This is a genomic window from Streptomyces sp. NPDC002574 (genome assembly GCF_042889545.1).
Classification (GTDB): domain Bacteria; phylum Actinomycetota; class Actinomycetes; order Streptomycetales; family Streptomycetaceae; genus Actinacidiphila.
Genome location: NZ_JBIARB010000007.1, coordinates 257,147 through 282,898, shown reverse-complemented (window position 1 = coordinate 282,898; position 25,752 = coordinate 257,147). Strand labels below are relative to the sequence as shown.

Below are 25,752 nucleotides of genomic sequence, written 5' to 3'. Positions count from 1 at the left end.
CGCGCCCCCGTGCCGCTGGGCGCGGGGGCGCGTTGACCTTTTGGTAACCGTGCGCACGAACGGCTGGCCCATACTCCAGGCGTGAGCGAGCGCGGAGCCCCCGGCGAACTGCCCCTGTGGCGTGCCCGCGACACCAGGCGCTGGGCGGCCTGCCGGCCGGCCGTGTGGTCCCGGCCCCTGTGGGGAGTCCTGGTGCTGGCCGTCGCCGTCGGTGCGGCCGTCGCCGTGTCGCCCGGAGCCCTCGGGGCGCCGCACTACTGGCTGGTGGCGGCCCAGGCGTACTGGCTGTTCCGGCTGCCCCAGCTCACCTTGGTGTCGGCGCCCCTGTTCGTGGCGCTGCTGGCGTGGCTCGCGGAGCCCGCGGTGGCCCTGCCGGTCTCCGTGGCGCTCGCGCTGTGCTGGGCCGGGGCCCGTCACCGTCTCGCGGTCCGGCGCCGGCAGCGCCTGCTCGCGGCCAACGCGGCCGGTGACGTACGCCTGCGGCTGCCCGCGCCGCTGCCGGCGGCGCGCCGCGGGCTCGTGCCGGTCGTCGTGGGGCTGCCGTTGTGCGCCGCCGCGGCCGTACCGTTTCTCCTCCCGGTCGCCCTGGTCGGGTTCACGCTCCTGGTCACCGGGCTGCTGGCCCGGCGGCGGGCCGCGGCGCTGCGCCGGGACGAACTGCCGGTGCTGCGCGTGCTGTCCCGTGAGGACGAGGACACCCGCGTGTGGGTCTACGCCGCCGACGACACCGCCGGCCGTGTGCCGCTCTTCTCCTGCCCGGTGCGGCCCGGTTCCGCGATGCCCGACGACGACCACGCGCCCGGCGACAGCCGGCTGCGCGACACGCTGCTCTTCGGCGCGCCCTGCGAGGGGGCCGAACTGGCCCTGCTCTCCGCCGATGTGGAGCACGGGCCGCTGATCGACCGGGTGGCCGGGCCGGTGCGCCCGGCGGGGGGCTAACCTGCGACCGCAAGGCAACCATCGCCACGACGAGGGGTCCTGATCGATGTTCGAGTACAAGGTCGTCAACTTCCGTGAGTCGCTGATAGGGGACGCGATCGACAGCGACAAGCTGGAGAAGACGCTCAACAAGCACGCCGAGGACGGCTGGCAGCTCAAGGCGATCACCGCCGCCGACGTCAAGGGCCGCATCGGTCCCGGCGCCGTCGAGGGCCTGCTGATCACCTTCGAGCGGCCGCGCCAGGCCTGACCGCCTCGGTCCCGGTGCGGGGGCCGGCCGGCGCGTAGGCTGCACGCCATGCCGCCCGCCGCCCGCCGCCCCCGCACCTACGACCCGGCGCGGACCGCCGCCGCGCTCACCGCGCAGACGGGGCATGTCCTCGATGCCGCGCGGACGCTGAGCGCGGAACAACTGTCGGCGTCCTCGGGACTGCCGGGCTGGGACGTGCTCCACCTGCTGGTGCACATGGCGCGCCAGATCGAGGTGGTCCCCCGGGTACTGGCCGAACCGGCCCCGGCCAAGGCGGACCTGGACCTGACGGGCTGGGCCCGTTCCACCAACCGCATCGCCGTCAACCTGGACGCCGACACCCGTGAGGCCGCGCTCGGCACCGACGACGTCGCCGGGCGTCTGGAGGCGGCGGCGGGCGACCTGCGGGCCGCGCTGCCCGAGGCGGTCGACCCGGCCCGCGTGATCGCCATCACGCTGGGCGCGATGCGCGCGCCGGACTTCCTCGTCACCCGTCTCGTCGAGCTCGTCGTGCACAGCGACGACCTGGCCGCCGCCACCGGCGTCCCCGTCCCGCTGGACCGGCAGGCGCTGGCCGCCGTCGTCCGGCTGCTCGCCGACACCCTGGCGGTCACCGCGCCCGGCAACTCCGTCGAGGTCCGCGTGCCGCCGTACGCGGCCGTGCAGTGCGTGGCCGGGCCCCGGCACACCCGGGGCACCCCGCCCAACGTCGTCGAGACCGACCCCGTCACCTGGGTGCGCCTGGTCACCGGCCGCACGACCTGGGACGCCGCCCTGGCCGCCGGCGCCGTCTCCGCGAGCGGCGAGCGCGCCGACCTGGCCGCTTACCTGCCCCTGATGGGCTGAGGCGGCGGGAGCCTCCGCATAATGCGGCGGTGACCTCGAAGAACGCACCGGCGGACATACCGGCCCGCCCCTGGCTCACCGCCGACGCGCAGCGCTGGGCCGCCGTACGCCTGCCGGGCTGGGCGCGCCCGCTGTGGTGCGCGGTCGTGCTCCTGGTGGCGGTGATCGCCGCGATCGCGTCGTCGCCGGACGAGGTGTGCAGGACGGGCGCGCCCTGCGGGCCGATGTGGCTGGACGCGATCGGTACGGTCGGCTTCTTCGTTCACGCGGTCTGGCTGTTCGTGCTGCCCGAGGCGGCGTTGTTGTCGGCGGCCTTGCTGTTGCTGTGGACAGTCGATCCCGGCAACTGGTCCGGCGGCACCGCCGAGCACGTGGCGGCCGCGACGGTGGTGGCAGCGCTTTGCTGGGGCTGGGCGGCGGTCATCGCCCGGCTGCGGATGCGCCGCCGCCAGCGGGCGCTCGCCCTGGAGGCGGCCGGCGGCCTCCTGCTGCCGGTCCCGGCGCCGATGGCCCCTTCGCGGCGCGGCACGATCCGCGTGGTCAGCGGGGCGGCGGCGCTGGTGGTTGCCGCGGTGGCCGCCGTGGTCGCCGTCAGCGGTGATCGCGCCGACGAGGCGCACGCCGCGACGGCGGAACGTGTCGAGGCGGCCGTGATCGCCAACGGCGCGGAGGACCACGTCGTCGTCCGCTTCGCGGACGGCACCCGCCACCACGTCGAGGTGATGTTCCCCGAGGACTACGCACGCGACGCCGAAGTGCCCGTCCTCGTCGACGGCGACTGGACGCGCCTCGCCGCGGAGCCCTACCGGGACCGGACGGGGGAGCAGCTCCTGGTGCTCGGGGCAGGCGGCGCGGGGCTCACCCTGCTGTGGTCCGCGGCCCTCACGATCACCCGCGTCCGGGCCGTGCGTCGTGGACCGGCGCCCGCGCTGCGGGTGCTGGCGCGGCGCAAGCACGGCTTCACCGTGATCCGCCCGCTGGACGGCTCGGCCGGCCCGCCGGTCCTGATGTACGACCCGGTCAACCTCGGCGGGCCGCCCCAGGGGGAGAGCGTGCTGTTCGGGCTGCCCGCCGAGGCGGGCGAGTTCGTACTCGTCGGCTCGGGGAAGTCCGGCCGTGTCGTGACGGAGGTGAGCGCGTCCCCTGCACGGCGGTGGTCGAAGGCGGCTCCCGATCCCCAGCGGCACCGGAACGCCGAGCACCGCCGCGCGGCGGACGCCCGGGTCACCGAGGCGGCGGCCACGATGAAACCCGCCCCGGGCCCCGTCCGCTGGGACAGCGGAGCTTCCGGCCGTGCCGCGGGAGGGCTGCTCCTGGCGTTCCCCGTGGCGTTGCTGGTGTTCGGGACGGGCTTGGCCTGGCCCCTCGACGGGGCTTGGTGGCACTGGCCGCTGTGCGTCCTGGGCGGCTTGGGCATGGCCGAGGGGCCGGTGTCCCTCATCACCTGGCGGATCACCGCCGATGCGGGCGGTCTTCGAGTCCGCCGGTACCTGCGCACCCGGCACGTCCCGTGGGCGGACGCGGCCCGTGTCGTGCGCACCCGGGACGGCGAGCTGATAGTGCGCCGTGCCAGGGGCCTGAAGGACCTCTCGCTCGGGCACCTCACCAGCCCCCGATGGGAGCGCCTGCGCAGCCGCCCGTCCCGCGCGACGCGCGCCGCCGCGGAGCTGACCGCCATGATCCGCGACCCGGAACTGCGTCCCTGACGTCGCTCAGGGCTGCTCGGGGCTGCTCAGGACCGATCAGGACGTAGGTCACATGCCCATGCGCCCCATGGGTTTACGCGCATAGAACACGGGTTTGTCGGGTTCCCTCGTTCGGACGACACCGCAACCTGCCCTAGACTCGATGACGTGCCACGTGGTGACGGACGACTCAACCACGACCTGCTCCCCGGCGAGAAGGGCCCCCAGGACGCTTGCGGCGTCTTCGGTGTCTGGGCCCCCGGCGAAGAGGTCTCCAAGCTCACCTACTTCGGGCTGTACGCCCTGCAACACCGCGGACAGGAGTCCGCGGGCATCGCAGTGAGCAACGGCTCCCAGATCCTGGTCTTCAAGGACATGGGTCTGGTGTCCCAGGTCTTCGACGAAACCTCGCTCGGCTCCCTCCGGGGCCACATCGCGGTCGGGCATGCCCGTTACTCGACCACGGGTGCGTCGGTCTGGGAGAACGCCCAGCCCACCTTCCGTGCCACGGCCAGCGGCTCCATCGCGCTCGGCCACAACGGCAACCTGGTCAACACCGCTGAGCTGGCCGAGATGGTCGCCGCTCTGCCGCAGGGCAACGGCCGGGCCACCAAGGTCGCCGCGACCAACGACACCGATCTGGTGACGGCGCTGCTGGCCGGACAGGCCGACGCGGACGGCAAGCCGCTGTCCGTCGAGGAGGCCGCCCGCCAGGTGCTGCCGAAGGTCAAGGGCGCCTTCAGCCTGGTGTTCATGGACGAGCACACCCTCTACGCCGCCCGCGACCCGCAGGGCATCCGCCCGCTGGTGCTGGGCCGCCTGGAGCGCGGCTGGGTGGTCGCGTCGGAGTCCGCCGCCCTGGACATCGTCGGCGCGAGCTTCATCCGGGAGATCGAGCCCGGCGAGCTGGTCGTCATCGACGAGAACGGGCTGCGCGCCTCCCGCTTCGCCGAGGCCAGGCCCAAGGGCTGCGTCTTCGAGTACGTCTACCTGGCCCGCCCCGACACCGACATCGCCGGGCGCAACGTCTACCTCTCCCGCGTGGAGATGGGCCGACGGCTGGCCAAGGAGGCCCCGGCCGACGCCGACCTGGTGATACCGACCCCGGAGTCCGGCACGCCGGCCGCCGTCGGCTTCGCCGAGGCCAGCGGCATCCCGTACGGCTCGGGCCTGGTGAAGAACTCCTACGTCGGCCGGACGTTCATCCAGCCCAGCCAGACCATCCGGCAGCTGGGCATCCGCCTGAAGCTCAACCCGCTCAAGGAGGTCATCCGGGGCAAGCGCCTGGTGGTCGTGGACGACTCGATCGTCCGCGGCAACACCCAGCGCGCGCTGGTCCGGATGCTGCGCGAGGCCGGTGCCGCCGAGGTCCACATCCGGATCTCCTCGCCGCCCATCAAGTGGCCGTGCTTCTTCGGCATCGACTTCGCCACCCGCGCCGAGCTGATCGCCAACGGGCTGACCGTCGACGAGATCTGCAAGTCGCTGGACGCCGACTCCCTGGCGTACATCTCGATCGACGCGATGGTCGAGGCCACCACGATCGCCAAGCCGGATCTGTGCCGCGCCTGCTTCGACGGCGAGTACCCGATGGAGCTGCCGGACCCCGAGCTGCTCGGCAAGCACCTCCTGGAGACCGAGCTGGCCGGCGGCCCCGACGCCGCCGACGCGCTCCGTCGCCCGTAAGCACACGACGCAAGGACACCTCACAGTCATGTCCGAGAACACCGGTGCCAGCTACGCCGCGGCGGGGGTCGACATCGAGGCGGGCGACCGCGCGGTCGAGCTGATGAAGGAATGGGTGAAGAAGGCCACCCGCCCCGAGGTCGTGGGCGGGCTGGGCGGCTTCGCCGGGCTCTTCGACGCGAGCGCCCTCAAGCGCTACGAGCGCCCCCTGCTGGCCTCCGCCACCGACGGCGTGGGCACGAAGGTGGACATCGCCCGCCGGATGGGCGTGTACGACACCATCGGCCACGACCTCGTCGGCATGGTCGTGGACGACCTGGTCGTGTGCGGCGCCGAGCCGCTGTTCATGACCGACTACATCTGCGTGGGCAAGGTCTTCCCGGACCGGGTCGCCGCCATCGTCAAGGGCATCGCGGAGGGCTGCGTACTGGCCGGCTGCGCCCTGGTCGGCGGCGAGACCGCCGAGCACCCGGGCCTGCTGGGCGAGGACGAGTTCGACGTCGCGGGCGCCGGCACCGGCGTCGTCGAGGCGGACCGGCTGCTGGGCGCGGATCGCATCCGTAAGGGTGACGTGGTGATCGCCATGGAGTCCTCCGGTCTTCACTCCAACGGGTACTCGCTCGTGCGTCACGTGCTCTTCGACCGGGCGGGCTGGGCGCTCGACCGCGAGGTCGCGGAGTTCGGCCGCACCCTCGGCGAGGAGCTGCTGGAGCCGACCAGGATCTACTCGCTGGACTGTCTCGCGCTCACCCGTACGGCCGAGGTGCACGCGTTCTCGCACGTCACCGGCGGCGGTCTGGCCAACAACCTGGCCCGGGTCGTGCCGGACCACCTGCACGCCACCGTGGACCGTTCGACGTGGGCACCGGGCGCGGTGTTCCGTACCGTCGGCGAACTCGGCGGGGTGGCGCGGAACGAGCTGGAGAAGACCCTCAACATGGGCGTCGGCATGGTCGCCGTGGTCCCCGAGGAGTCGGTGGACGTGGCGCTGACGACGCTGGCCGACCGGGGCCTGGAGGCCTGGGTGGCCGGTGAGGTCCTGGAGCGCGGCGACCGCGCCGAGGCCGTCGAGCTCACCGGTGAGTACGCGGACTAGGGCGCCCGGGGCGGCCGGCACGGCCAGGCCGGACATCCGCCCCGCGCCCCGCGGAACGGGCAGCACGAAACCCGGTCCGGGCGTGCCCGGACCGGGTCAGTGGTCAAGCTGGATTGGATTGTGCAGCGTCAAGCGCGACGACGTTGGGACGAGGGCTCGGACTCGTCTTCGTCCTCGTCGTCCTCATCGTCGCCGTAGAGATCCGCGTACCGTGCGTACGGGTCGTCTTCCAGCTCGTCGTCATCGTCGTCTTCCTGTACTTCCGGCGGATTAACCGGCAGTGGTGACGATGCGCCCAGCTCTTCGGCCAGACGTGACAGGTCCGTGCCGCCGCTGTTGTACTTCAGCTGGCGGGCGACCTTCGTCTGCTTGGCCTTGGCCCGGCCGCGCCCCATTGGCTCGACCCCCTCAACGTGGGGCTCGACGGCCCCGAGTCTTGACACGCGTTCACGATGTGGAACGGGCCCTCGCAGGAGAGTCCCGGTCCGTAGGGCTTCAACGGTACCTGCTTCCGAGGCCGCACGGTACGTCGCCCGCACGACGCGCGTCGGAGCAGGGGCCCGCCGAGAGCCCGTCCTGGCTGGTCAGTCGTGATTTTACCTTCTTCCGCCGCGGTCTGGTTGCCGGGGCGTGGTAACGACCGAATCTCCAGTCTGCGGCCCGTGTCCCGGGCGGCCGGCGAAGGCCGTACGGGTGAACGACGGGCGCGGGCACACCGTACGACGACGGGGCGGTCCGGTGTCCGCTTTGTGATGGAGGACACGCCCCCGCCCGGTCGGGCGGGGGCGTGCTCACCGGTGCCGTCAGTTGCCGGCGGAGGGCCGCAGCCAGCGGTCCGAGGGGGTGCGCTCGGCCATGCGCTGCTCGGCGAGCCGGTCGGCCGCCGCGGCGGGCGGGATGCCGTCGGCCGCCGCGCGCTCGAAGATGGCCAGCGTCGTGTCGAAGATCTTCGTCGCCTTGCCGCGGGCCCGCTCGAAGTCGAAGCCGTGCAGTTCGTCGGCGACCTGGATCACGCCGCCCGCGTTCACCACGTAGTCGGGCGCGTACAGGATGCCGCGGTCGGCGAGGTCCTTCTCGACGCCGGGGTGGGCCAGCTGGTTGTTGGCCGCACCGCAGACGATCGTGGCGGTGAGGGCCGGCACGGTGTCGTCGTTGAGCGCGCCGCCGAGCGCGCAGGGCGCGTACACGTCCAGCGGGGTCCTGATCAGGACGTCAGCGTCGGTGACGGCGGTGACCTGGGGGTGACGGGAGATGATCCGCTCGACGGCTTCGCCGCGAACGTCGGTGATCACGACCTCGGCGCCGTCCTCGACCAGGTGCTCCACCAGGTGGTGGCCGACCTTGCCGACGCCGGCGACGCCGACCCGGCGGCCGCGCAGCGTGGGCTCGCCCCACTTGGCCTGGGCGGCGGCCCGCATGCCCTGGAAGACGCCCCAGGCGGTCAGCACCGAGGAGTCGCCGGCGCCGCCGTTCTCGGGCGAGCGGCCGGTGGTCCACTGCGGGTTGGCGCGGGCCACGACGTCCATGTCGGCGACGTACGTGCCGACGTCGCAGGCGGTCACGTAGCGACCGCCGAGCGAGGCCACGAAGCGGCCGTAGGCCAGCAGCAGTTCCTCGGACTTGACGGTGTCCGGGTCACCGATGATCACGGCCTTGCCGCCACCGAGGTCCAGCCCGGCGAGCGCGTTCTTGTACGACATGCCGCGGGCGAGGTTGAGCGCGTCGGCGACGGCCTCCTCGTCGGAGGCGTAGGCGTGGAAGCGGGTGCCGCCGAGGGCCGGGCCCAGGGCGGTGGAGTGGATCGCGATGACGGCCTTGAGGCCGGTGTCGCGGTCCTGGCACAAGACGACCTGCTCGTGTCCTCCCTGATCCGATCGGAACAGGGTCCACAAGGGGGAGACGAGGTCGGAGGTCTGACGTACGTCGGTCACTGTGGTGACTCCCGATGTCCAGAGGTCGCCCTCCGAGCGGGTGGGGAGGGCCGGTTGCGAGAAGAGTAGAGCCACCTGCTCCTGTGCATGCTTCCAGTGTCGTGGATCACTCCCGGCGGGGGAAGCGACGTGGGACGATGCCAGGGCGGATGCCGTCGTGAGGGAGCGGGTGTGGGCTTGTCTTCGGTACTGGTCCCGTACGCGTCGTATCTGCGCGTGTACGAGCCGCTGGCGGCCTTCCCGGAGCCCGAACGAAGCCGTTGGTACCGCTATGCCGCGGCGGGCGCGGAACGGACCGCACAGGACGAACTGCGCCAGTCCCTGGCCAACCTCCTGCCCGTCCCCCCGGTGCCCGTACCGGTGCACGAGAGCCCGGACGCCTTCGTGACCGTCGTGGACGGCGTGACGCACGTCTGCCCCTGGCGCACCCGCCTGCGCGGCTGGCTGGCCCTGGAGGACCTCGAGGAGGAGTTCCCCACCGCGGTGCTGGACGCCGTGCTGCCCAAGGTCGTGCGGGAGCAGGCGGCGGCCGACTACGAGGCGTGGCGGGCCGAGAAGCCGGAGAACGCCGACGCGCGGCCGTGGATCCGCAGTGCGACCTGGCACGTGCCGGTGCGCTGGTTCACGCTGTTCGACGACTCCGAGCGGGAGTACGAGCCGGCCGGCGCCGGGGAGTCCAAGCAGCCGGTGATGCGCTACCGGACCCCCATGGTGCAGGCCCGCCGGCGCACGGCGCGGGGCCTTCGGGTGCTGAAGGATTCACTCGATGAGGGAGTCCTGATCGACGGCCTGGTGGATGTGGGGCGCTGGCTGGAGGAGTTCCACCCGCGGTCGCTGGTCGAACTCGACTACGGCGGCCTCGTCCACGTCATCCCCGAGGACCGGCTCGCCGACGACCACTCCGCCACCGATGTGGCGGACGCGCTGGCGGCGTTGCGCGCCGGGGACGGGTCGCGGGCCGGCGAGGCGTACGAGCGTCTCACCGACCGCTGGCGGGCCGTCCGGGAGCTGCAGTACGCGAGTTGAGGGACCGTCGGAAGTCCTTCGCCCTGGGACCTTGGTCCCGAGTGCGGTCGACCGGTACCTTTGGCCTAAGGGTGACGTAAAGCACCTTTGGGGGGCTTGCCCTCATCCCTACCCCCCATGACAATATGGGACATCGGGTCCGTAAGGACCTTATTCCGTCTGCTTGGGACGGGATGTCCGGTATTGCATCCTTTGAGATGGGGCTGTTGCTCGTGGGTTGGCTGTGACTGATCGTCACTGTGGTGTGACTGTCCGTTATAGCCCGGTCCATCGGCTTCCGTCGAGCTTAGACACCTCAGAGGGCAAATCCATCGGTTTGGCCGACACGGCTGGACAGATGGTGTAGTTGTAGTGCCGAGGACAAGCCGTTCGTCCTATTACCGACTCGGCCTGCGTCCGCCATTTCGGGCAACGTGGGTCAAGGTGCAGAATTTAGAGGAAAGAACCGTGTTGGTTCGGTTCTCTCGAGGAGGCCGCTCATGACCGCTCGCACCCCTGATGCCGAGCCGCTGCTGACCCCCGCTGAGGTCGCCACGATGTTCCGCGTGGACCCGAAGACGGTCACGCGCTGGGCCAAGGCTGGCAAGCTCACGTCCATCCGCACGCTCGGCGGGCATCGCCGCTACCGCGAGGCGGAGGTCCGTGCACTGCTGGCGGGCATTCCGCAGCAGCGCAGCGAGGCCTGACCTGATCCAACGGGCTTTCGTGCAGGGCCCCCAACCTGCCGAAACGTCCGCTCCAACGGGTCCCTGCCCCCATCAGGGAAGCCCAACGGAACCTTGATCGCACCGGAGTCCGCCGGCTCCGGTGCGATCTTTTTTGTGCGCGTCATGTGTCCGTCTTGTGCAGACGTGAGGCTCATGACCACAGTGCAATTGCACATATTAAATTGACGGTCCCCCAGGAGACCTCAAGTTCCCCCAGAGTCGAAACTCTTGACGTGACTCCCGTCACACGCACGGGTCTTGCTCTGGATGTTCCCTGTGCGGTAGTGACGTTCCGCACTCGGCCGCCCGTTCCGCCGCCGGCCCCAACGGCCCTCGGCGGGCCGGGCGGTGGCGTGTGCGGCGCTCGCGCCCGGATGCCGGCCGCCGCTGCCGGCAGCCGGCTGTGGGGGCGCCGGTGACGGCGACGGTGAAAGCCATGAGCCAGGCGTACCACGCACGAAGGCCCGGATCCAGGGGATCCGGGCCTTCCTTTACTGCGGTCCTGACGGGATTTGAACCCGCGGCCTCCACCTTGACAGGGTGGCGAGCACTCCAAACTGCTCCACAGGACCAGGTTTCGCCGCCCTCTTTCCTGGCGACGAGGAAGACTGTACAGCAGGTCAGAGGGTGAAAGCGAACCGGATGGCGGGCGACCTCCGGGCGGACCGCGGGGGGTGCCGCGGGGTCAGCCCCAGGCCTCGTCCAGCGCCTTGAAGATGCGCTTGTCGGAGACGGGGAACGCGGTGCCCAGGGCGTGCGCGAAGTAGCTCACGCGCAGCTCCTCGATCATCCAGCGGATGTCGCGCACCCGCTCGGGGACCGGTCGCCCGGCCGGCCGGGCGGCGAGCAGCTCGGCGTACTCGGTCTGGATCTCCCGGACCTTCTCCATGCGCGTGGTGTCGCGCTGGGCGCCACTGGGCATCTGCTGCAGCCGCCGGTCGACGGCGACCAGGTAGCGCATCAGGTCCGGCAGCCGGCGCACACCCGTGGCGGCCACGAAGCCGGGGTGCACGAGGGCCGCCAGCTGCTCCTTGACGTCCGCGAGGTTGGCGACCAGCGCCAGGCTCTGGGTGGCCTTCAGACGCCGCTCACAGGCCTGCCAGGCGGCCAGCACCTGGCGGATCTGCCCCACCGTCGTGATGGTCAGTTCGACGAGGTCCGCGCGCACGGAGTCGTAGAGCTTGCGGAAGGACTCCTCGTCCCAGACCGGTCCGCCGTGGTCGGCGACGAGGCGGTCGGCGGCGGCGGTGACGCAGTCGTCGAAGAGGGCGGCGACCGAGCCGTGCGGGCTGCGCGACAGGGCGAGCTTGTCCTGGTTGGACAGCCGGTCCGCGACGAACTTCGCGGGGTTGGCGGGCACGTTCAGCAGGATCAGCCGGCGGGTGCCGCGCCACATCGCCTCGGCCTGCTCGGCCTCGGTGTCGAAGAGCTGCACGCCCACGCTCTCGCCCTCGTCCACCAGCGCCGGGTACGCCTTGACCGGCTGGCCGGCCCGCCGGGTCTCGAAGGTGCGCGGCAGGGTGCCCACGGTCCACTGCTTCAGGCCCGTACGCCGCTCGATGCCGATGGAGCCCGCCGCGTCGAAGGCCTTGCTGATGGCGGCCTTGGTCTTCGGCCGGAGGCTGAGCTTCAGCGCCTCCAGGTCCTTGTCCTCGGCCAGCTTGCGGCGCCGCTCGTCGGTCACCCGGAAGGTGATCTTCAGATGGTCGGGCACCTTCGCGAGGTCGAAGTCCTCGGCCGTGACGGGCACGCCCACCATCCGCTGCAACTCGCGCGCCAGCGTCTCCGGGAGGGGATCCTGCACCGGCACGACGCGGTCCAGGAAGGCCTTCGCGTAGTTGGGAGCCGGTACGTAGTGGCGGCGGATCGCCTTGGGCAGCGAGCGGATGAGCTCGGTGACGACCTCCTCGCGCAGGCCCGGGATCTGCCAGTCGAAGCCGTCCGGGGTGATCTGGTTGAGCACCTGGAGCGGGACGTGGACGGTCACGCCGTCCGCGTCGGCGCCGGGCTCGAACTGGTACGTCACCCGCAGCTTGAGCTTCCCCTGGCGCCAGGAGTCGGGGTAGTCGTCCTTGGTGACGGCCTCGGCGTTCTCGTTGATGAGCATGGAGTGCTCGAAGGTGAGCAGCTCCGGCTGCTCCCGGCGGGCCTGCTTCCACCACGAGTCGAAGTGCGCGCCGGAGACGACGTGTTCGGGCACCACGCGGTCGTAGAAGTCGAAGAGCGTCTCGTCGTCCACGAGGATGTCGCGGCGCCGCGCCCGGTGCTCCAGCTCCTCGACCTCCGCGAGCAGTTTGCGGTTGTCGTGGAAGAACTGGTGGTGGGTCCGCCAGTCGCCCTCGACCAGCGCGTTGCGGATGAACAGCTCGCGGCTGGTCTCCGGGTCGATCTTCCCGTAGTTGACCTTGCGGTCGGCGACGATCGGCACGCCGTACAGCGTCACCTTCTCCAGGGCCACGACCGCGGCCTGGTCCTTCTCCCAGTGCGGCTCGCTGTAGGACCGTTTCACCAGGTGCTGGGCGAGCGGTTCGATCCACTCCGGTTCGATGCGGGAGTTGACCCGCGCCCACAGCCGCGAGGTCTCCACCAGCTCGGCGGACATGATCCAGCGCGGCGGCTTCTTGAAGAGCGACGAGCCGGGGAAGACCGCGAACTTGGCGCTGCGGGCCCCCAGGTACTCGTTCTTGCTGTCGGTGTCCTTCAGGCCGACGTGCGACAGCAGGCCGGCCAGCAGGGACTGGTGCACGTGCTGGGCGTTGACCTCGTGGTCGCCCTCGGCGAGGTGGATGCCCATCGTCTTGGCGACCGTGCGCAGCTGGCTGTAGATGTCCTGCCACTCGCGGATGCGCAGGTAGTTGAGGAACTCCGTACGGCACATCCGGCGGAAGGCGGAGGAGGACAGCGCCTTCTGCTGCTCGCGGACGTACCGCCACAGGTTGAGCAGCGCCATGAAGTCGCTGGTCTCGTCGGCGAAGCGGCGGTGCTTCTCGTCCGCCTGCTGCTGCTTGTCCTGGGGGCGCTCGCGCGGGTCCTGGATGGACAGCGCGGCCGCGATGACCATCACCTCGCGGACCACGCCGTTGCGCTCCGCCTCCAGCACCATGCGGGCCAGTCGCGGGTCCACCGGCAGCTGGGAGAGCTTGCGGCCGGTCTGGGTGAGCTTCTGGCCGTCCAGCGCGCCCAGTTCCTGCAGCAGCTGGACGCCGTCCTTGATGTTCCGGGCGTCCGGCGGGTCGATGAACGGGAAGCGGGCGATGTCGCCGAGGCCCGCGGCGGTCATCTGCAGGATGACGGAGGCCAGGTTGGTGCGCAGGATCTCGGCGTCGGTGAACTCCGGGCGGGACAGGAAGTCGTCCTCGGAGTACAGCCGGACGCAGATGCCGTCCGCGAGCCGGCCGCAGCGGCCCTTGCGCTGGTTGGCGCTGGCCTGGCTGATCGGCTCGATCGGCAGCCGCTGCACCTTGGTGCGGTGGCTGTAGCGGGAGATGCGGGCCATGCCCGTGTCGATCACGTACCGGATGCCCGGGACGGTGAGCGAGGTCTCCGCGACGTTGGTGGCCAGCACGATACGGCGCCCCGTGCCGCCGCGCTGGAACACCCGGTGCTGCTCTGCGGAGGACAGTCGCGCGTACAGCGGCAGCACCTCGGTGAAGCGCAGCTGCCTCTTGTTGAGGGCGTCGGCGGTGTCGCGGATCTCCCGCTCGCCGGAGAGGAAGACCAGGATGTCGCCGGGGCCCTCGGCCTGGAGCTCGTCGACCGCGTCGCAGATCGCGGTGATCTGGTCGCGGTCCGCTTCGTCGGCCTCCCCGTCGCCTTCGGCCAGCAGCGGGCGGTACCGCACCTCTACCGGATACGTGCGCCCGCTGACCTCCACGATCGGGGCGTCGCCGAAGTGCCGGGAGAAGCGCTGCGGGTCGATCGTCGCGGAGGTGATCACGACCTTGAGGTCGGGGCGCCGGGGGAGCAGCTGGGCGAGGTAGCCCAGGATGAAGTCGATGTTGAGGCTGCGCTCGTGCGCCTCGTCGATGATGATCGTGTCGTACTGGAGCAGCTCCCGGTCCGTCTGGATCTCGGCGAGCATGATGCCGTCCGTCATCAGCTTGACCAGGGTGCTGTCGCCGACCTGGTCGGTGAAGCGGACCTTCCAGCCGACCGCCTCGCCCAGCGGGGTGCGCAGCTCCTCCGCGACGCGCTCCGCGACCGTGCGGGCGGCGATCCGGCGGGGCTGGGTGTGCCCGATCAGGCCGCGGACGCCGCGGCCCAGCTCCAGGCAGATCTTCGGGATCTGGGTCGTCTTGCCGGAACCGGTCTCGCCCGCGACGATCACGACCTGGTGGTCGCGGATCGCCGCGAGGATCTCGTCCTTCTTCTGGCTGACCGGCAACTGCTCGGGGTACGAAATCGCGGGTATGGCCGTGCGTCGGGCCTCGACCTTGAGGGCGGCCTTGTCGATCTCGGTCCCGATCTCCGCCAGCACCGCCGTACGGGCCTCCGGCTTGCGGATGCGGCGTGCGCCGTCGAGGCGGCGGCCGAGGCGCTGCGCGTCGCGCAGGGTCAGCTCGGTCAGCCGGGTGCCGAGCTCGGCGAATGCGGGGGTGGGGGGCTGCGTAGACATAGCGCGTTCCAGCATCGCATTCGGCGAGGCCCATGGGCGAACCCATTTCGCTCGGCGGCCCCCTTCGCGCGCTGCGCGTGCGATGCCGGGGGCCGCGCGCGACGTGCGGCATCCCCGTACCAGGGAGACGATCGAGGAGCGGAGTCCTCCCGGGAAGCGGGCCGTACCCCTCGCTCCCCGCGGGCCGGGGCTCCGCGCGCGTGATCCACGACCCCGGCACGTCCGCAGGAAGGACCTCACCATGGCCGCTCCCACCGTTGTGATCACCGGCGCGCTCACCGGCATCGGCCGTGCCACCGCGGAGGCGTACGCGCGCCAGGGCGCGAACGTCGTGGTGTCGGGCCGCCACCAGGAGGCCGGCGAGCAGCTCGCCGGGGAACTGGGGGCGCTGGGCGGCCGGGCGGAGTTCGTCCGGACCGATGTGCGTCTCGAGGCCGAGGTGCAGCGGCTGATGGAGCACGCCGTACAGGCGTACGGGAAGATCGACGTCGCCTTCAACAACGCCGGCACCGAGGGCACCCCCGGCGGCATCGAGGACATCACCGACAAGGAGTACGACGCCGTCTTCGACACGAACGTGCGCGGGACGCTGCTCAGCATGAAGCACGAGTTCCTCGCCATGAAGAACAGCGGCGGCGGCAGCATCGTCAACATCAGCTCCACCTACGGCCAGATGGGCTTCCCCGGCGCCGGCCTGTACGTGGCCAGCAAGCACGCCGTCATCGGTGTCACCAAGGTCGCCGCGATCGAGGGCGCGCTGCACGGCATCCGGGTGAACGCGGTCGCTCCCGGCTTCACCCGGACCGCCATGTACGAGCGGGTCACCGCCTCGGACGGATTCCGCCGGGCGGTGGACTCCGTGCTGCCGATGCACCGCCCCGGCACCCCGGAGGAGATCGCGGACGCGGTGGTCTTCCTCGGCTCGGAGAAGGCCTCGTACATCACCGGGCAGACCCTCACCCTGGACGGCGGGCTCATGGCAGGCTGGCCGCTCTTCCCGGTCGGCTGACCCCGCGCGTCGTACACGCGCCCGTGCACAACGCGGAACCCCCGCCGAGGATCTCGGCGGGGGTTCCTGCCCTTGCGGGCTGCTGTGGCTGGGGCCGGGGTCGAACCGGCGACCTATCGCTTTTCAGGCGATCGCTCGTACCAACTGAGCTACCCAGCCAGCGCGGTCCTGACGGGATTTGAACCCGCGGCCTCCACCTTGACAGGGTGGCGAGCACTCCAAACTGCTCCACAGGACCCAGCTTTGCGCTTCTCTGTGCGAGACACAGTCTCGCACAGGTCAGTGCGTGCCCCCAACGGGATTCGAACCCGTGCTACCGCCTTGAAAGGGCGGCGTCCTGGGCCACTAGACGATGAGGGCTGATGGCCCGCCGGGCGGTGTTTCGGCCGTCGGGGACGTGAGAAGCATATGGGATGCGGCGGGGGATCGCCAAAACGCTTTAGCCCGCGCCCGTCGGGCGGACCGCGGGGGACGGCTCCCGCCCGGGTTCCACTTCCGCCGGCAGGTGGCGGGAGACCTCGGCCGTCGACTGGCCCAGACCGCCCAGCGTGATCTCGTCCCAGGCCTGCAGGGTGTGGCTGTCGCGGTCCAGGTAGAGCACCGAGGCCTCCACCTTCTGCGGCGTGTCGCCCTCCACGGCGCGCAGCCCGCCGCCGCCCGTCGTGCCCTGCACCATCAGACGGCTGCCGTGCTCCAGGACGCTGACGTTCCGCTGGTGGGTGTGCCCGGCCAGGATCAGCGGGACGGTGCCGTCGGCCTCGGCGGCCGCGACGGGGTTGTGGGCGATGGCGATGTCGACCGTGTGCCCGGCCGCGTCCTGCCGCCGGATGGAGTCGGCCAGCCGCTGCCCGGCCCGGCGTTCCGCGGGGTCGCCGGCCGCCTCGACCGAGCGGTCCGGGGTGAACTGCGGGTCGCCGATGCCGGCGATCCGCAGCCCCTTCACGACCGCCGAGTCCCCGTTGTCCACCACGATGGCCCCCTTGCGCGCCGCCACCGCGCGCTGGCTGTCCATGGAGTCGTGGTTGCCGCGCACGAAGACGTAGGGCGCGCCCAGGTCCGGGATGGCGGAGGTGAAGCCGTTCTCGGCGGCGGTGCCGTGGTCCATCAGATCGCCGGTGTCCACGATGACGTCGATCCGGTACTCGGCGACGACGGACTGGATGATCTGCCAGGCCGCCGGGTTGAGGTGGATGTCCGAGACGTGCAGCACCCGCAGGGTCGACGGGTCGGGGGTGTACGCGGGCAGCGTGGAGGTCGCGTCGTACAGCCGGGTCATGTTGGTGACCAGGCGTGCCAGCTCCTGCTGGTAGACGTCGAAGTCGCTGACGATGCTGCGGGCGTTGCCGACCACCGACGGCGCGCTGCTCAGCAGGCCGGAGAACTTGGGCTCCAGGACACTGCGCGGGTTCCACGTCCCGTACGCCGTGCCCGCGCAGGCCGCCAGCACCACCAGCGACAGCCCGCCGGCGGCCAGCGCCCTGCGGGGCCTGCGGTAGACGGCCAGGCCCAGGGCGGTGGCGCCGGTCAGCACGGCCAGCGACGAGCGCAGCGCGAGCTCCGCGGTGCTGTTGCGCACGTCCGAGGCGATCTCGTCCTGCAGCCCGCTCAGCCGCTCCGGGTGCCGGACCAGGGCCTGGGCACGTTCGGGGTCGAGCGTGTCGACGTCCACCACCAGCCGCAGCGGGCCGTCGTGGCTGTCGAGCTGCAGGGCTCCCAGCGGCGCCACGTTCACCTGGGTGTCGCCGGTCCACGCCGGGTGCAGTGACATCCGGGTGTTCATCGGCCCCACCGGCTCCTTGATGCTCCCCAGCACCACCAGCCCGAGCCAGCCGCCGATCAGCGTGACCGCGACCAGCGCGAGCGCCGTGAGCCAGGGGCGGTGCGGTGTGCCGAGGGCGGGGACGGCACGAGTCGGACGGGATGTACCGGAGGAGGGGGCGGGACGGCGCCGAAGGGCACGGCGCAGCACGGACCGGACGCGGTGCGGCAGATCTCGGAGCATTGCCGACGTATGCCCGCCTCCTCCCTCGCGTAAGCCCCGTTACCCCCAGCCCAGCTCGTGGAGGCGCTCCTCCTCGATGCCGAAGTGGTGCGCCACTTCGTGGACGACGGTGGTGGCGACCTCCTCCACGATCTGCTCGGTGGTGGAGCACAGCCGCTGGGTCGGGCCCCGGTAGATCGTGATGCGGTCGGGGAGCACCCCCGCGTACCACTCGCCGCGCTCGGTCAGGGGAGTTCCCTCGTACAGGCCGAGCAGCCCGGGGTCGGACGGGTCGGGTTCGTCCTCGACGAACACCGCCACGTTGTCCATGACCCGGGCCAGCTCGGGCGGGATCCGGTCCAGCGCGTCGCTGACCAGTTCCTCGAACGCTTCGCGCGACATCTCCAGCACACCGCCCATTGTCCGGGACGGCAGGGCGATCGGGCAGCGTCCGACGCGGATTGGGTCACACGAGCGCGGCGCCGGCGAAGGCGGCGGCCACTCCCGCGGCGACGCTCCCCGCCACATTGAGGGCCGCGTACAGCCGCGCGCCGCCCTCGGCCAGCCGCAAGGTCTCGTAGGAGAAGGTCGAGTACGTCGTCAGCGCGCCGCACAGTCCGGTGCCCAGCAGGAGTTGGAGCCGGGTGGACGCGCCGGCCGCCACCGCGCCGGTGACCGCGCCCAGGATCAGCGACCCGGCGACGTTCACGGTGAAGGTGCCCCAGGGGAAGACGCCGTCGTGCCGCGACTGGACCGCACGGTCCGTCAGATAGCGCAGGGGCGCGCCGATCGCGGCGCCGACGGCGACCAGCAGCCAGTTCACCCCTCGTCACCCCCGGCGGTGCCGTGCACGACCTCCACCTCCTCGACCGTGGCCAGACCCGTGGTCAGCACCTCCCGCAGCTGCGGCAGGAAGGCCCTCACCCGTTCGGCGCTGTCCACGACGACGATCATGACCGGCAGGTCCTCGCTCACCGACAGCAGGCGGGAGGTGTGGACGCGCGAGCCGGCGCCGAAGCCCTCGACGCCGTGGAACACCGACGCCCCGGCGAGTCCTGCGGCGTGGGCGCGGTGCACGATCTCGCTGTGCAGCGGCCGGTGGTGCCAGGTGTCGATCTCCCCCAGGTGGACGGTGAGGCGAAGCGCGGGACCGGTGAGCATCATCACGTCCTCCACACGCGGCGGGTCAGCACCGCCGCGGACCATACGCAGAGCAGGGCGGCCACGGGCGTGGCCGCCAGGTAGAGCAGGGCGACGCCGACGCGGCCGGCGGTCAGCAGTCGCTGCACGTCGACCGTGTACGTCGAGAAGGTCGTGAAGCCGCCGAGCACGCCGGTGCCCAGGAACGGCCGGACGAGGCGGTGCGGCGAGGGAAGGCGTTCGGTGACCACCACCATCAGTACGCCGATCGCCGCGCAGCCGGCCGCGTTCACCAGGAAGGTCGTCCACGGGAAGGCCCCGGCCGCGGTGGGCCGGAGCAGCCCCGCGCCGTAGCGGGCGAACGCCCCGGCGACCCCGCCGAGCGCGACGACGGCGACCACCGGACCCTGGTCGCGCAGCGGTGCCGTCCACCGGGAGCGCGGCGGGTCGCCCGCTGCCTGTGCCGGCCGACTGCTCATGCCCAGGACGGTATCCGAGAGGCGTCACGGGAGGGCCGGCCGGGCGGCGTGCGGCCGCGGGCGTGTCCCCGGGGGCCGCGGGCCCGTTGGGCAGCGCGGGACCCGCTCAGCGGGACGGACTGCCCGCAGCTCCACTCCTGATCATCTCCAGACCCTCTTCAGACGTCTTCAGACCTTCCGAGGTGCTCCCGTGACCCCTGCCACAGCCCGCGCGCGCACGGCGGCCGCACTGCTTCTTCCCGTACTCGCCCTGGGGTCCCTGACCGGCTGCATGACGGTCGGCGGCACGGGCAGCGACGCCAAGCCCGACGGGATCTCCTCGGGGATCTCGGGCGAGGACGGTGGGGCCGGCGGCGCCGGCTCGGACGGCGGGCTGGGCATGCCCGGCGTCGCCCCGGGGGCCCCCGCGGGCCGCCCGGGCCGGCCGGGGCACTCCCCGTCGGCCTCCGGGTCGCCGTCGGCGACCGCGCAGGAATCGGTGCCGGGGCCGACCCAGGGTCCGGGCGGCCCGCACAGCGGCAAGCCCTCGGGGCGGCCGTCGTCCTCGCCCCGGCCCTCGACGCCGGCGTCACCGTCCGACCGGCCCTCGCCCTCGTCGTCGCCCGGCGGCGGCGAGTCGTCCGCACCGCCCTCCGGCGGGTCCTCGCCCGAGCCGTCGCCCTCCAGCGCACCGTCCGCGAACGGGGCCGCCTGAGGCTCCCAGGACCGAATTGGCCAAAGCGGCCACCTATGCGTATGCTGGTAGATCGTTTGATCCCATTGCCCGGCGCCGAACCGAGACGCGCCGCGTTGGCGCGTTCCTTTTCTCCTGTGGCTGACCGCATCGAGGCGGTTGTAAGCAACCTCCGGAGCTGGCGCGTGCCGAAATCTCCGAGAGGTTTTAGCTTCAGCATGTCTATTGACACTGCCGACCGTTCCGCCATGCCCTTCGACAGCAACGACACCACCGACGTCATCGACGAGGCCGTCACCGAGGAGCACACCGCTCCCGAGGCCGTCGAGACCCCCGGGCCCACCTTCGGCGACCTGGGCCTGAACGAGGCCATCGTCCGCAAGCTGGCGCAGAACGGCGTCACCACCCCCTTCCCAATCCAGGCCGCGACCATCCCGGACGCCCTGGCCGGCAAGGACATCCTCGGCCGCGGCCGCACCGGCTCCGGCAAGACGCTCTCCTTCGGCCTGCCGCTGCTCACGCAGCTCTCCGGCGGCCACACCGACCGCAAGCGTCCGCGCGGTGTGATCCTCACCCCGACCCGCGAGCTGGCGATGCAGGTCGCCGACGCCCTGCAGCCGTACGGCGACGTGCTCGGCCTGAAGATGAAGGTCGTCTGCGGCGGTACGTCGATGCAGAACCAGATCTACGCCCTCGAGCGCGGCGTCGACATCCTCGTCGCCACCCCGGGCCGGCTGCGCGACCTGATCGACCGCGGCGCCTGCTCGCTGGACCAGGTGCAGATCGCCGTCCTCGACGAGGCCGACCAGATGGCCGACATGGGCTTCCTGCCCGAGGTCACCGAGATCCTCGACCTGGTGCCCAAGGGCGGCCAGCGGCTGCTGTTCTCCGCCACGCTGGAGAACGAGATCGACACGCTGGTCAAGCGCTACCTGAAGGACCCGGTCACCCACGAGGTCGACCCCTCCGCGGGCGCGGTCACGACCATGACCCACCACGTGCTGATCGTGAAGCCCAAGGACAAGGCGCCGGTCACCGCGGCCATCGCCGCCCGCAAGGGCCGCACCATCATCTTCGTCCGCACCCAGATGGGCGCCGACCGCGTCGCCGAGCAGCTGCGCGAGTCGGGCGTCAAGGCCGACGCCCTGCACGGCGGCATGACCCAGGGCGCGCGCACCCGCACGCTGGCCGACTTCAAGGACGGTTACGTCAACGTCCTGGTCGCCACGGACGTCGCGGCGCGCGGTATCCACGTCGACGGCATCGGCCTGGTGCTGAACGTGGACCCGGCCGCCGACCACAAGGACTACCTGCACCGCTCGGGCCGCACCGCCCGCGCGGGCGAGTCCGGCACGGTCGTCTCCCTGGCCCTGCCGCACCAGCGCAAGCAGATCTTCCGGCTGATGGAGGACGCGGGCGTCGACGCCTCGCGCCACATCGTCGGCGGCGCCGGCGCGTTCGACGAGGACGTCGCCAAGATCACCGGCGCCCGTTCGCTGACCGAGGTCCAGGCGGACGCGGCCGGCAACGCCGCGCAGCAGGCCGAGCGTGAGGTCGCCGACCTCACCAAGTCCCTGGAGCGCGCGCAGCGTCGGGCCGCCGAACTGCGCGACGAGGCCGACCGCCTCACCGCCCGCGCCGCCCGCGAGCGCGGTGACGACCCCGAGGCCGCCGTGGCCGCCGCCCAGGCCGAGGCCGCCGAGGCGGTCGCCGCCGCTGCCGCCGTCCCGGCGCAGGCCGAGGCCCCGGCCGAGCCGGCCGAGCAGCGCACCTTCCAGCGCCGCGACGACCGGGGCAACTACGACCGCCGCCGCGACGACCGCCCGTCGTACGGCAACCGCGACCGCGGTGACCGCGGTGACCGTGGTTACGAGCGTCGTGACGACCGTCCGTCGTACAACAGCCGTGACCGCCGCGACGACCGCCCGGCCCGTCCGTCCCACGACCGCCGCGACGACCGTCCGTCCTACGGCAACCGCGACCGTCGTGACGACCGCCCCGCGTACGGCAACCGGGACCGTCGTGACGACCGTCCGTCGTACAACAGCCGTGACCGCCGTGACGACCGCCCGGCCCGTCCGTCCTACGAGCGCCGTGACGACCGCCCGTCGTACGGGAACCGCGACGACCGCCCGGCGGCCCGCTCCTACGACCGTCCGTTCAACCGCGACCGCCGTGACGACCGCCCGTCGTCCTTCGGCCGCGACCGCGACAACAACGAGCGCCGCCCGTACGGCCGTCGTGACGACCACCGCCCCGGCACCACGGGCACCGGCACCGGCACCGGCTCGTTCGGCCGCCGCGACGACAAGCCGCGCTGGAAGCGCAACGGCTGACGCCGTATGAACCGCGTCTGAACGCGAACGGGCCCGGCGGGTGCACACCACCTGCCGGGCCTTTTCATGCTCCATGCAGCTTCCGGGGCCTGTGGGGCGGCTGTTAGGGTCCGTGGTAATTGCGTGGGGGGTACAAGCCGGGGGGCTTGGGGGATTCCGCGGCGCCGGACGCCGCGACACCAGTGACCGCTGTGCCGCTCCGCTTCTTCGTGACTTCCAGGAGGAACGGGTGGCCAGACGTGCCCTCGTCCGCGGCGGCGCAGCCGCCGTCACCGCAGTCGCCACCGCCGTGGCCCTCGGCCCGGCCTCTCCTCCCGCGGCCGCGGCGGGCAGCAGCATCCCCGCGGAGGCGGTGATCGCGGCCGGCGCCCGCAAGATTCCGCGCGGCGAGACCGTGGTGACCGCCGGTCCCACCGGCTACCTGCACGTACAGGAGGGAACGGACGGCTACTTGTGGACGGACTACGCGTCCGGCACCACGACGCCGTCCCTGTCCTCCGTGGCGACCCACCAGCTCAACTCCGGCCTGTACGCCTCCGTGCCCTTCGGCTCGCACAACGTGGTCGTGCGCGATCTGGCGACCGGCGGTACCACGACCGTCCCCTTCTCCGAGGGGCACAACTGGACCGGGGCCTACGGGGCGTCGTCGGCCGTGACGTACGAGAAGGACGCGGCCGGCGCGATCACGGCGCTGCACCTGGTGCGTCTGGCCGACGGACAGGTCACCGACGTTCCGCTGGCCGCGGAGGGAGTGCTCCCGGGAGCCCACTCTGTCGCCGTCCTCGCCCAGGACCGGAAGGGCGCGGTGCTCGTGTTCGTCACCGCATCCGGACTGCGCCTGCTGCTGGTCGACTTCGCGACCGCCACGGCCACGGAGGCCTTCGGTTCGATGGCCGCCAAGCCCGGCAGGGTCGCGCTCTCGGGCGACCGGGTGCTCGGCTGGAACCCGGCGTCGGGAACGGCCTGGACCGTGCCGCGCGCCGATCCGGCCGCCGAGCCGGTGGCGACCGCGATCCCGCCGCTGGCCGGGGCGTCACCGCAGCCGGACGTCACGCTCGCCCTGGCCGGCGACTGGATCCTGGTCGGCCGTCATGAGACGCAACCCACGACTGACCCGGGTGAGGCACTGACCGCCGTCCCGGTCGGGGGCGGTGCGTCCCGGACTCTTCTGCCCTACGCGGTCGACCACTTTGCCACCGCCCCTGACGGCACCGTCCTGGTCGCGGGCGGCAGCGCCTCCACGGACTGGGCGGTGCACAGGGTCACCGCGGCGGGGGCCGGGGTCCCCACGGTCGCCTCCGTCACCACGGTCGACCCGATCTCCATGGCCGTCGACGGCATCGCGCTCGGCGGCGGCCGGCTGTCGGTCGCCACCGCCTCCGACAGTTCCATTCGCGTCCAGTACGACTACGACCTCGCGCTCAAGGGGACTCCCGTGCCGGGCCCGCGCACCCTGCGCGCCGTCCTCCACACCTGGTACCAGCCGTGCCGGACGGACTCCGCGTGCATCGAGCTTCACGCCCTCGGCGACGGCCGCACCGCCCACCTGTCCAAGGGGTCCGTGGACAGTCCGATCTCGCAGAGCACGGGTCAGGTTGTGCTCCTGCCGAATTCGCTCAACCGGATCGTGGACTCCTCCGGGCGCTACACGGTCGTCGACGACGGTACCGTCGCCCGCCAGTACGTCGGTGACTTCGAACAGCACTCCACCAACAACATCGTGAACACCCGGACCCGGTCTGCCGCGTCCGTCTGGGGCAGCAAGCTGTGGAAGCCCGCGGGGACGAAGGGCAGCGTCAACTCCTACGATCTGAAGACGAAGAAGACCTCCGCCGACATCGCCCTCGGTTCCGGCTGCGTTCCGCAGGAACTGCAGGTCGTGGGGCGTTGGCTGTACTGGTCGTGCGGCCCCACGGCCAAGGCGGGTGTGTGGGACCTGACGGCGAAGAGGGACATCCCCGTCCCGTCGGGCGAGGCGCTGCTCGGTGACGGATTCCTCGTACGTCACGACCGGGCCGCGGGCAAGCTGCTGCTGACCGACTTCCACAAGGGCGCGGGTACGGCGGCGGCCACGGCCGCCTTCGCCGATCTGCCGGCCGGCGATCCGCCCGCCGACCGGCGGATCACGTGGACCGTGGACAAGTACGGCGGCAACGTGGCCTACGTGGACTCCGCCCAACGGGTCCACGTCAAGCCGGTCACCGTGCCGCGTTCCCCCGTCACCACCGTTGAGTCACGGGTGGACACCTACACGAACCTCGGCCTTCCCGACGAGAGCGACAACACCTGGCACGGCAGCTGGCTGCTGACCCGGCCGCCCACGGCCTGGGTCCTGACCTTCCGGAACCGGGCGGGCAAGGCCGTGCGGACCATGCGTGGCACGGGGCACCAGGGCGCGCAGGTCACCACCACCTGGAAGGGCACCGACGACCACGGCACGGTGCCGGCCGGGGGCTTCTACACATGGACGTTGGCCGCGGACCCGGGTGACGGCACCGGCTTCCGCACAGCGGCCTCGGGCGCGATGCAGTTGGCCGGCGCCAAGAGCGCGTGGCGCGACAGCGACGGCGACGGCTTCGGGGAACTGGTGGCACTGAGGCCGTCGGGAGAGCTTGAGTACGCCGGATTCCTCCCCGGCAACCAGGGCGGTTTGTGGACCGGTGCCTCCGAGGGATGGAATCCCAACTACCGCTTCATCCCCTTCGGTGACCTCGACGGCGACCGCTGCATGGACACCTTGGTGCGCAACACCGCCGGCGATCTCTACCGCTACAGCGGCCGGTGCAAGGGGGCGATCACCACGGCCTCCCCCCGAATCTTGTTGGGGAAGGGCTTCCAGGCGTACGACGTGCTGACCTCGCCCGGCGACCTCACCGGTGACGGCCGGGCGGACCTGGTGGCCCGCAGGTCCTCCACGGGCGACATCTACCTCTTCGCCGCGACGAGCAGCGGAAAACTGGCGGCGGGCAAGCGGATCGCCTCCGCCTGGGGCGTGTTCAAGAGGCTCGTCGGCGTGGGTGATCTGAACGGCGACGGGTTCGGCGACCTGCTGGCGCAGGACAAGTCGAACCAGTTGTGGCGCTTCTCAGGGGACGGCAAGGGGCACTTCAAGCCCCGTGTCCTGCTGGCCAAGAACTGGGGAGCCTCGTACAACATGGTCGTCGGCATCGGCGACAACTCGGGCGACGGCAAGTTGGACCTGATCGTCCGTGACACCTCCAACAGGGTGTACCGCTACGGCGGAACCGGCAAGGGCACCTTCGGCGGACGCGTGCTGATCGCGACCGGCTGGACGGGCTACAAGGCGCTTCTGTGATCGCCGCCCGAGCAATGACGACGCCATCGGCTGAACC

At 71.8% G+C, this 25,752-nt stretch carries 20 protein-coding genes and 4 tRNA genes; 12 read left to right on the top strand and 12 right to left on the bottom strand.

The window, feature by feature from the left end:
- The first annotated feature begins 81 nt into the window (after positions 1–81).
- From ACFYXS_RS18750 to purM, 6 genes are all read left to right on the top strand, one after another.
- Complete coding sequence (locus tag ACFYXS_RS18750) at positions 82–939, top strand: hypothetical protein (RefSeq protein ID WP_389249359.1); 858 nt, start codon at positions 82–84, stop codon at positions 937–939.
- 46 nt (positions 940–985) lie between these two features.
- Positions 986–1,189 carry a DUF4177 domain-containing protein gene (locus tag ACFYXS_RS18745; RefSeq protein WP_384285329.1) on the top strand — a complete coding sequence of 68 codons (204 nt, stop codon included), beginning with the start codon at positions 986–988 and terminating at the stop codon, positions 1,187–1,189.
- A gap of 48 nt (positions 1,190–1,237) precedes the next feature.
- The gene (locus tag ACFYXS_RS18740) at positions 1,238–2,035 is read left to right on the top strand and encodes a sterol carrier family protein (RefSeq protein WP_389249356.1); all 798 of its coding nucleotides are present in this window, start codon (positions 1,238–1,240) and stop codon (positions 2,033–2,035) included.
- 29 nt (positions 2,036–2,064) lie between these two features.
- The gene (locus tag ACFYXS_RS18735; protein WP_389249354.1) at positions 2,065–3,741 is read left to right on the top strand and encodes a hypothetical protein; all 1,677 of its coding nucleotides are present in this window, start codon (positions 2,065–2,067) and stop codon (positions 3,739–3,741) included.
- A gap of 147 nt (positions 3,742–3,888) precedes the next feature.
- Entirely contained in the window at positions 3,889–5,406 is a 1,518-nt protein-coding gene (gene purF, locus ACFYXS_RS18730) for an amidophosphoribosyltransferase (RefSeq protein WP_389249352.1), read from the top strand.
- 28 nt (positions 5,407–5,434) lie between these two features.
- Positions 5,435–6,502 carry a phosphoribosylformylglycinamidine cyclo-ligase gene (gene purM, locus ACFYXS_RS18725; protein WP_389249350.1) on the top strand — a complete coding sequence of 356 codons (1,068 nt, stop codon included), beginning with the start codon at positions 5,435–5,437 and terminating at the stop codon, positions 6,500–6,502.
- A gap of 128 nt (positions 6,503–6,630) precedes the next feature.
- Here the strand turns inward: purM and ACFYXS_RS18720 are convergent, their stop codons facing one another.
- Both ACFYXS_RS18720 and ACFYXS_RS18715 read right to left on the bottom strand, forming a co-directional pair.
- The gene (locus ACFYXS_RS18720; RefSeq protein ID WP_384285307.1) at positions 6,631–6,945 is read right to left on the bottom strand and encodes a DUF3073 domain-containing protein; all 315 of its coding nucleotides are present in this window, start codon (positions 6,943–6,945) and stop codon (positions 6,631–6,633) included.
- A 360-nt stretch (positions 6,946–7,305) separates the two neighbouring features.
- Positions 7,306–8,433: a Leu/Phe/Val dehydrogenase gene (locus ACFYXS_RS18715; RefSeq protein WP_389249348.1), complete on the bottom strand. Its 1,128-nt coding sequence runs from the start codon at positions 8,431–8,433 to the stop codon at positions 7,306–7,308.
- Positions 8,434–8,604: 171 nt separating this feature from the next.
- Here ACFYXS_RS18715 and ACFYXS_RS18710 point away from each other — a divergent pair, with 171 nt between their 5' ends.
- Positions 8,605–9,459, top strand: coding sequence for a hypothetical protein (locus ACFYXS_RS18710; RefSeq protein ID WP_389249346.1), 855 nt, complete (start codon positions 8,605–8,607; stop codon positions 9,457–9,459).
- Between the two features lie 479 nt (positions 9,460–9,938).
- Positions 9,939–10,145, top strand: coding sequence for a developmental transcriptional regulator BldC (bldC, locus tag ACFYXS_RS18705; protein WP_003949541.1), 207 nt, complete (start codon positions 9,939–9,941; stop codon positions 10,143–10,145).
- Between the two features lie 518 nt (positions 10,146–10,663).
- On the opposite strand, the gene ACFYXS_RS18700 is transcribed toward bldC, so the two are convergent.
- Positions 10,664–10,738: transfer RNA gene (locus tag ACFYXS_RS18700), tRNA-Asp, on the bottom strand.
- A gap of 113 nt (positions 10,739–10,851) precedes the next feature.
- Entirely contained in the window at positions 10,852–14,781 is a 3,930-nt protein-coding gene (gene hrpA / locus ACFYXS_RS18695; RefSeq protein WP_389249344.1) for an ATP-dependent RNA helicase HrpA, read from the bottom strand.
- Between the two features lie 241 nt (positions 14,782–15,022).
- On the opposite strand from hrpA, the gene ACFYXS_RS18690 reads away from it, so the two are divergent.
- Positions 15,023–15,790 (top strand): SDR family NAD(P)-dependent oxidoreductase, encoded by a 768-nt coding sequence (locus ACFYXS_RS18690; RefSeq protein WP_389249342.1) that lies wholly within the window; start codon positions 15,023–15,025, stop codon positions 15,788–15,790.
- Between the two features lie 85 nt (positions 15,791–15,875).
- Here ACFYXS_RS18690 and ACFYXS_RS18685 read toward each other — a convergent pair.
- From ACFYXS_RS18685 to crcB (ACFYXS_RS18650), 8 genes are all read right to left on the bottom strand, one after another.
- Positions 15,876–15,949 (bottom strand) — tRNA-Phe (locus tag ACFYXS_RS18685).
- A gap of 4 nt (positions 15,950–15,953) precedes the next feature.
- Positions 15,954–16,028 (bottom strand) — tRNA-Asp (locus ACFYXS_RS18680).
- Positions 16,029–16,077: 49 nt separating this feature from the next.
- A tRNA-Glu gene (locus ACFYXS_RS18675) sits at positions 16,078–16,150 on the bottom strand.
- Positions 16,151–16,229: 79 nt separating this feature from the next.
- Positions 16,230–17,792: a metallophosphoesterase gene (locus ACFYXS_RS18670; RefSeq protein WP_389249340.1), complete on the bottom strand. Its 1,563-nt coding sequence runs from the start codon at positions 17,790–17,792 to the stop codon at positions 16,230–16,232.
- Positions 17,793–17,831: 39 nt separating this feature from the next.
- On the bottom strand, positions 17,832–18,182 hold the full coding sequence (locus ACFYXS_RS18665; protein ID WP_319660401.1) for a metallopeptidase family protein: 351 nt from the start codon (positions 18,180–18,182) through the stop codon (positions 17,832–17,834).
- Positions 18,183–18,237: 55 nt separating this feature from the next.
- Positions 18,238–18,594: a fluoride efflux transporter CrcB gene (gene crcB, locus ACFYXS_RS18660; RefSeq protein ID WP_389249338.1), complete on the bottom strand. Its 357-nt coding sequence runs from the start codon at positions 18,592–18,594 to the stop codon at positions 18,238–18,240.
- On the bottom strand, positions 18,591–18,938 hold the full coding sequence (locus ACFYXS_RS18655) for a DUF190 domain-containing protein (protein WP_389249878.1): 348 nt from the start codon (positions 18,936–18,938) through the stop codon (positions 18,591–18,593). Before ACFYXS_RS18655 ends, crcB (ACFYXS_RS18660) begins: the two co-directional genes overlap by 4 nt.
- On the bottom strand, positions 18,935–19,390 hold the full coding sequence (crcB, locus tag ACFYXS_RS18650; protein WP_389249336.1) for a fluoride efflux transporter CrcB: 456 nt from the start codon (positions 19,388–19,390) through the stop codon (positions 18,935–18,937). The genes ACFYXS_RS18655 and crcB (ACFYXS_RS18650) overlap by 4 nt, the downstream gene beginning before the upstream one ends.
- 190 nt (positions 19,391–19,580) lie before the next feature.
- Here crcB (ACFYXS_RS18650) and ACFYXS_RS18645 point away from each other — a divergent pair, with 190 nt between their 5' ends.
- From ACFYXS_RS18645 to ACFYXS_RS18635, 3 genes are all read left to right on the top strand, one after another.
- Positions 19,581–20,084, top strand: a complete 504-nt coding sequence (locus ACFYXS_RS18645; protein WP_389249334.1) for a hypothetical protein — start codon at positions 19,581–19,583, stop codon at positions 20,082–20,084.
- A gap of 197 nt (positions 20,085–20,281) precedes the next feature.
- A complete protein-coding gene (locus ACFYXS_RS18640) occupies positions 20,282–22,399 on the top strand; it encodes a DEAD/DEAH box helicase (RefSeq protein ID WP_389249332.1) in 2,118 nt (705 codons plus the stop codon).
- Positions 22,400–22,628: 229 nt separating this feature from the next.
- The gene (locus ACFYXS_RS18635; RefSeq protein ID WP_389249330.1) at positions 22,629–25,715 is read left to right on the top strand and encodes an FG-GAP-like repeat-containing protein; all 3,087 of its coding nucleotides are present in this window, start codon (positions 22,629–22,631) and stop codon (positions 25,713–25,715) included.
- Positions 25,716–25,752 lie beyond the last annotated feature (37 nt).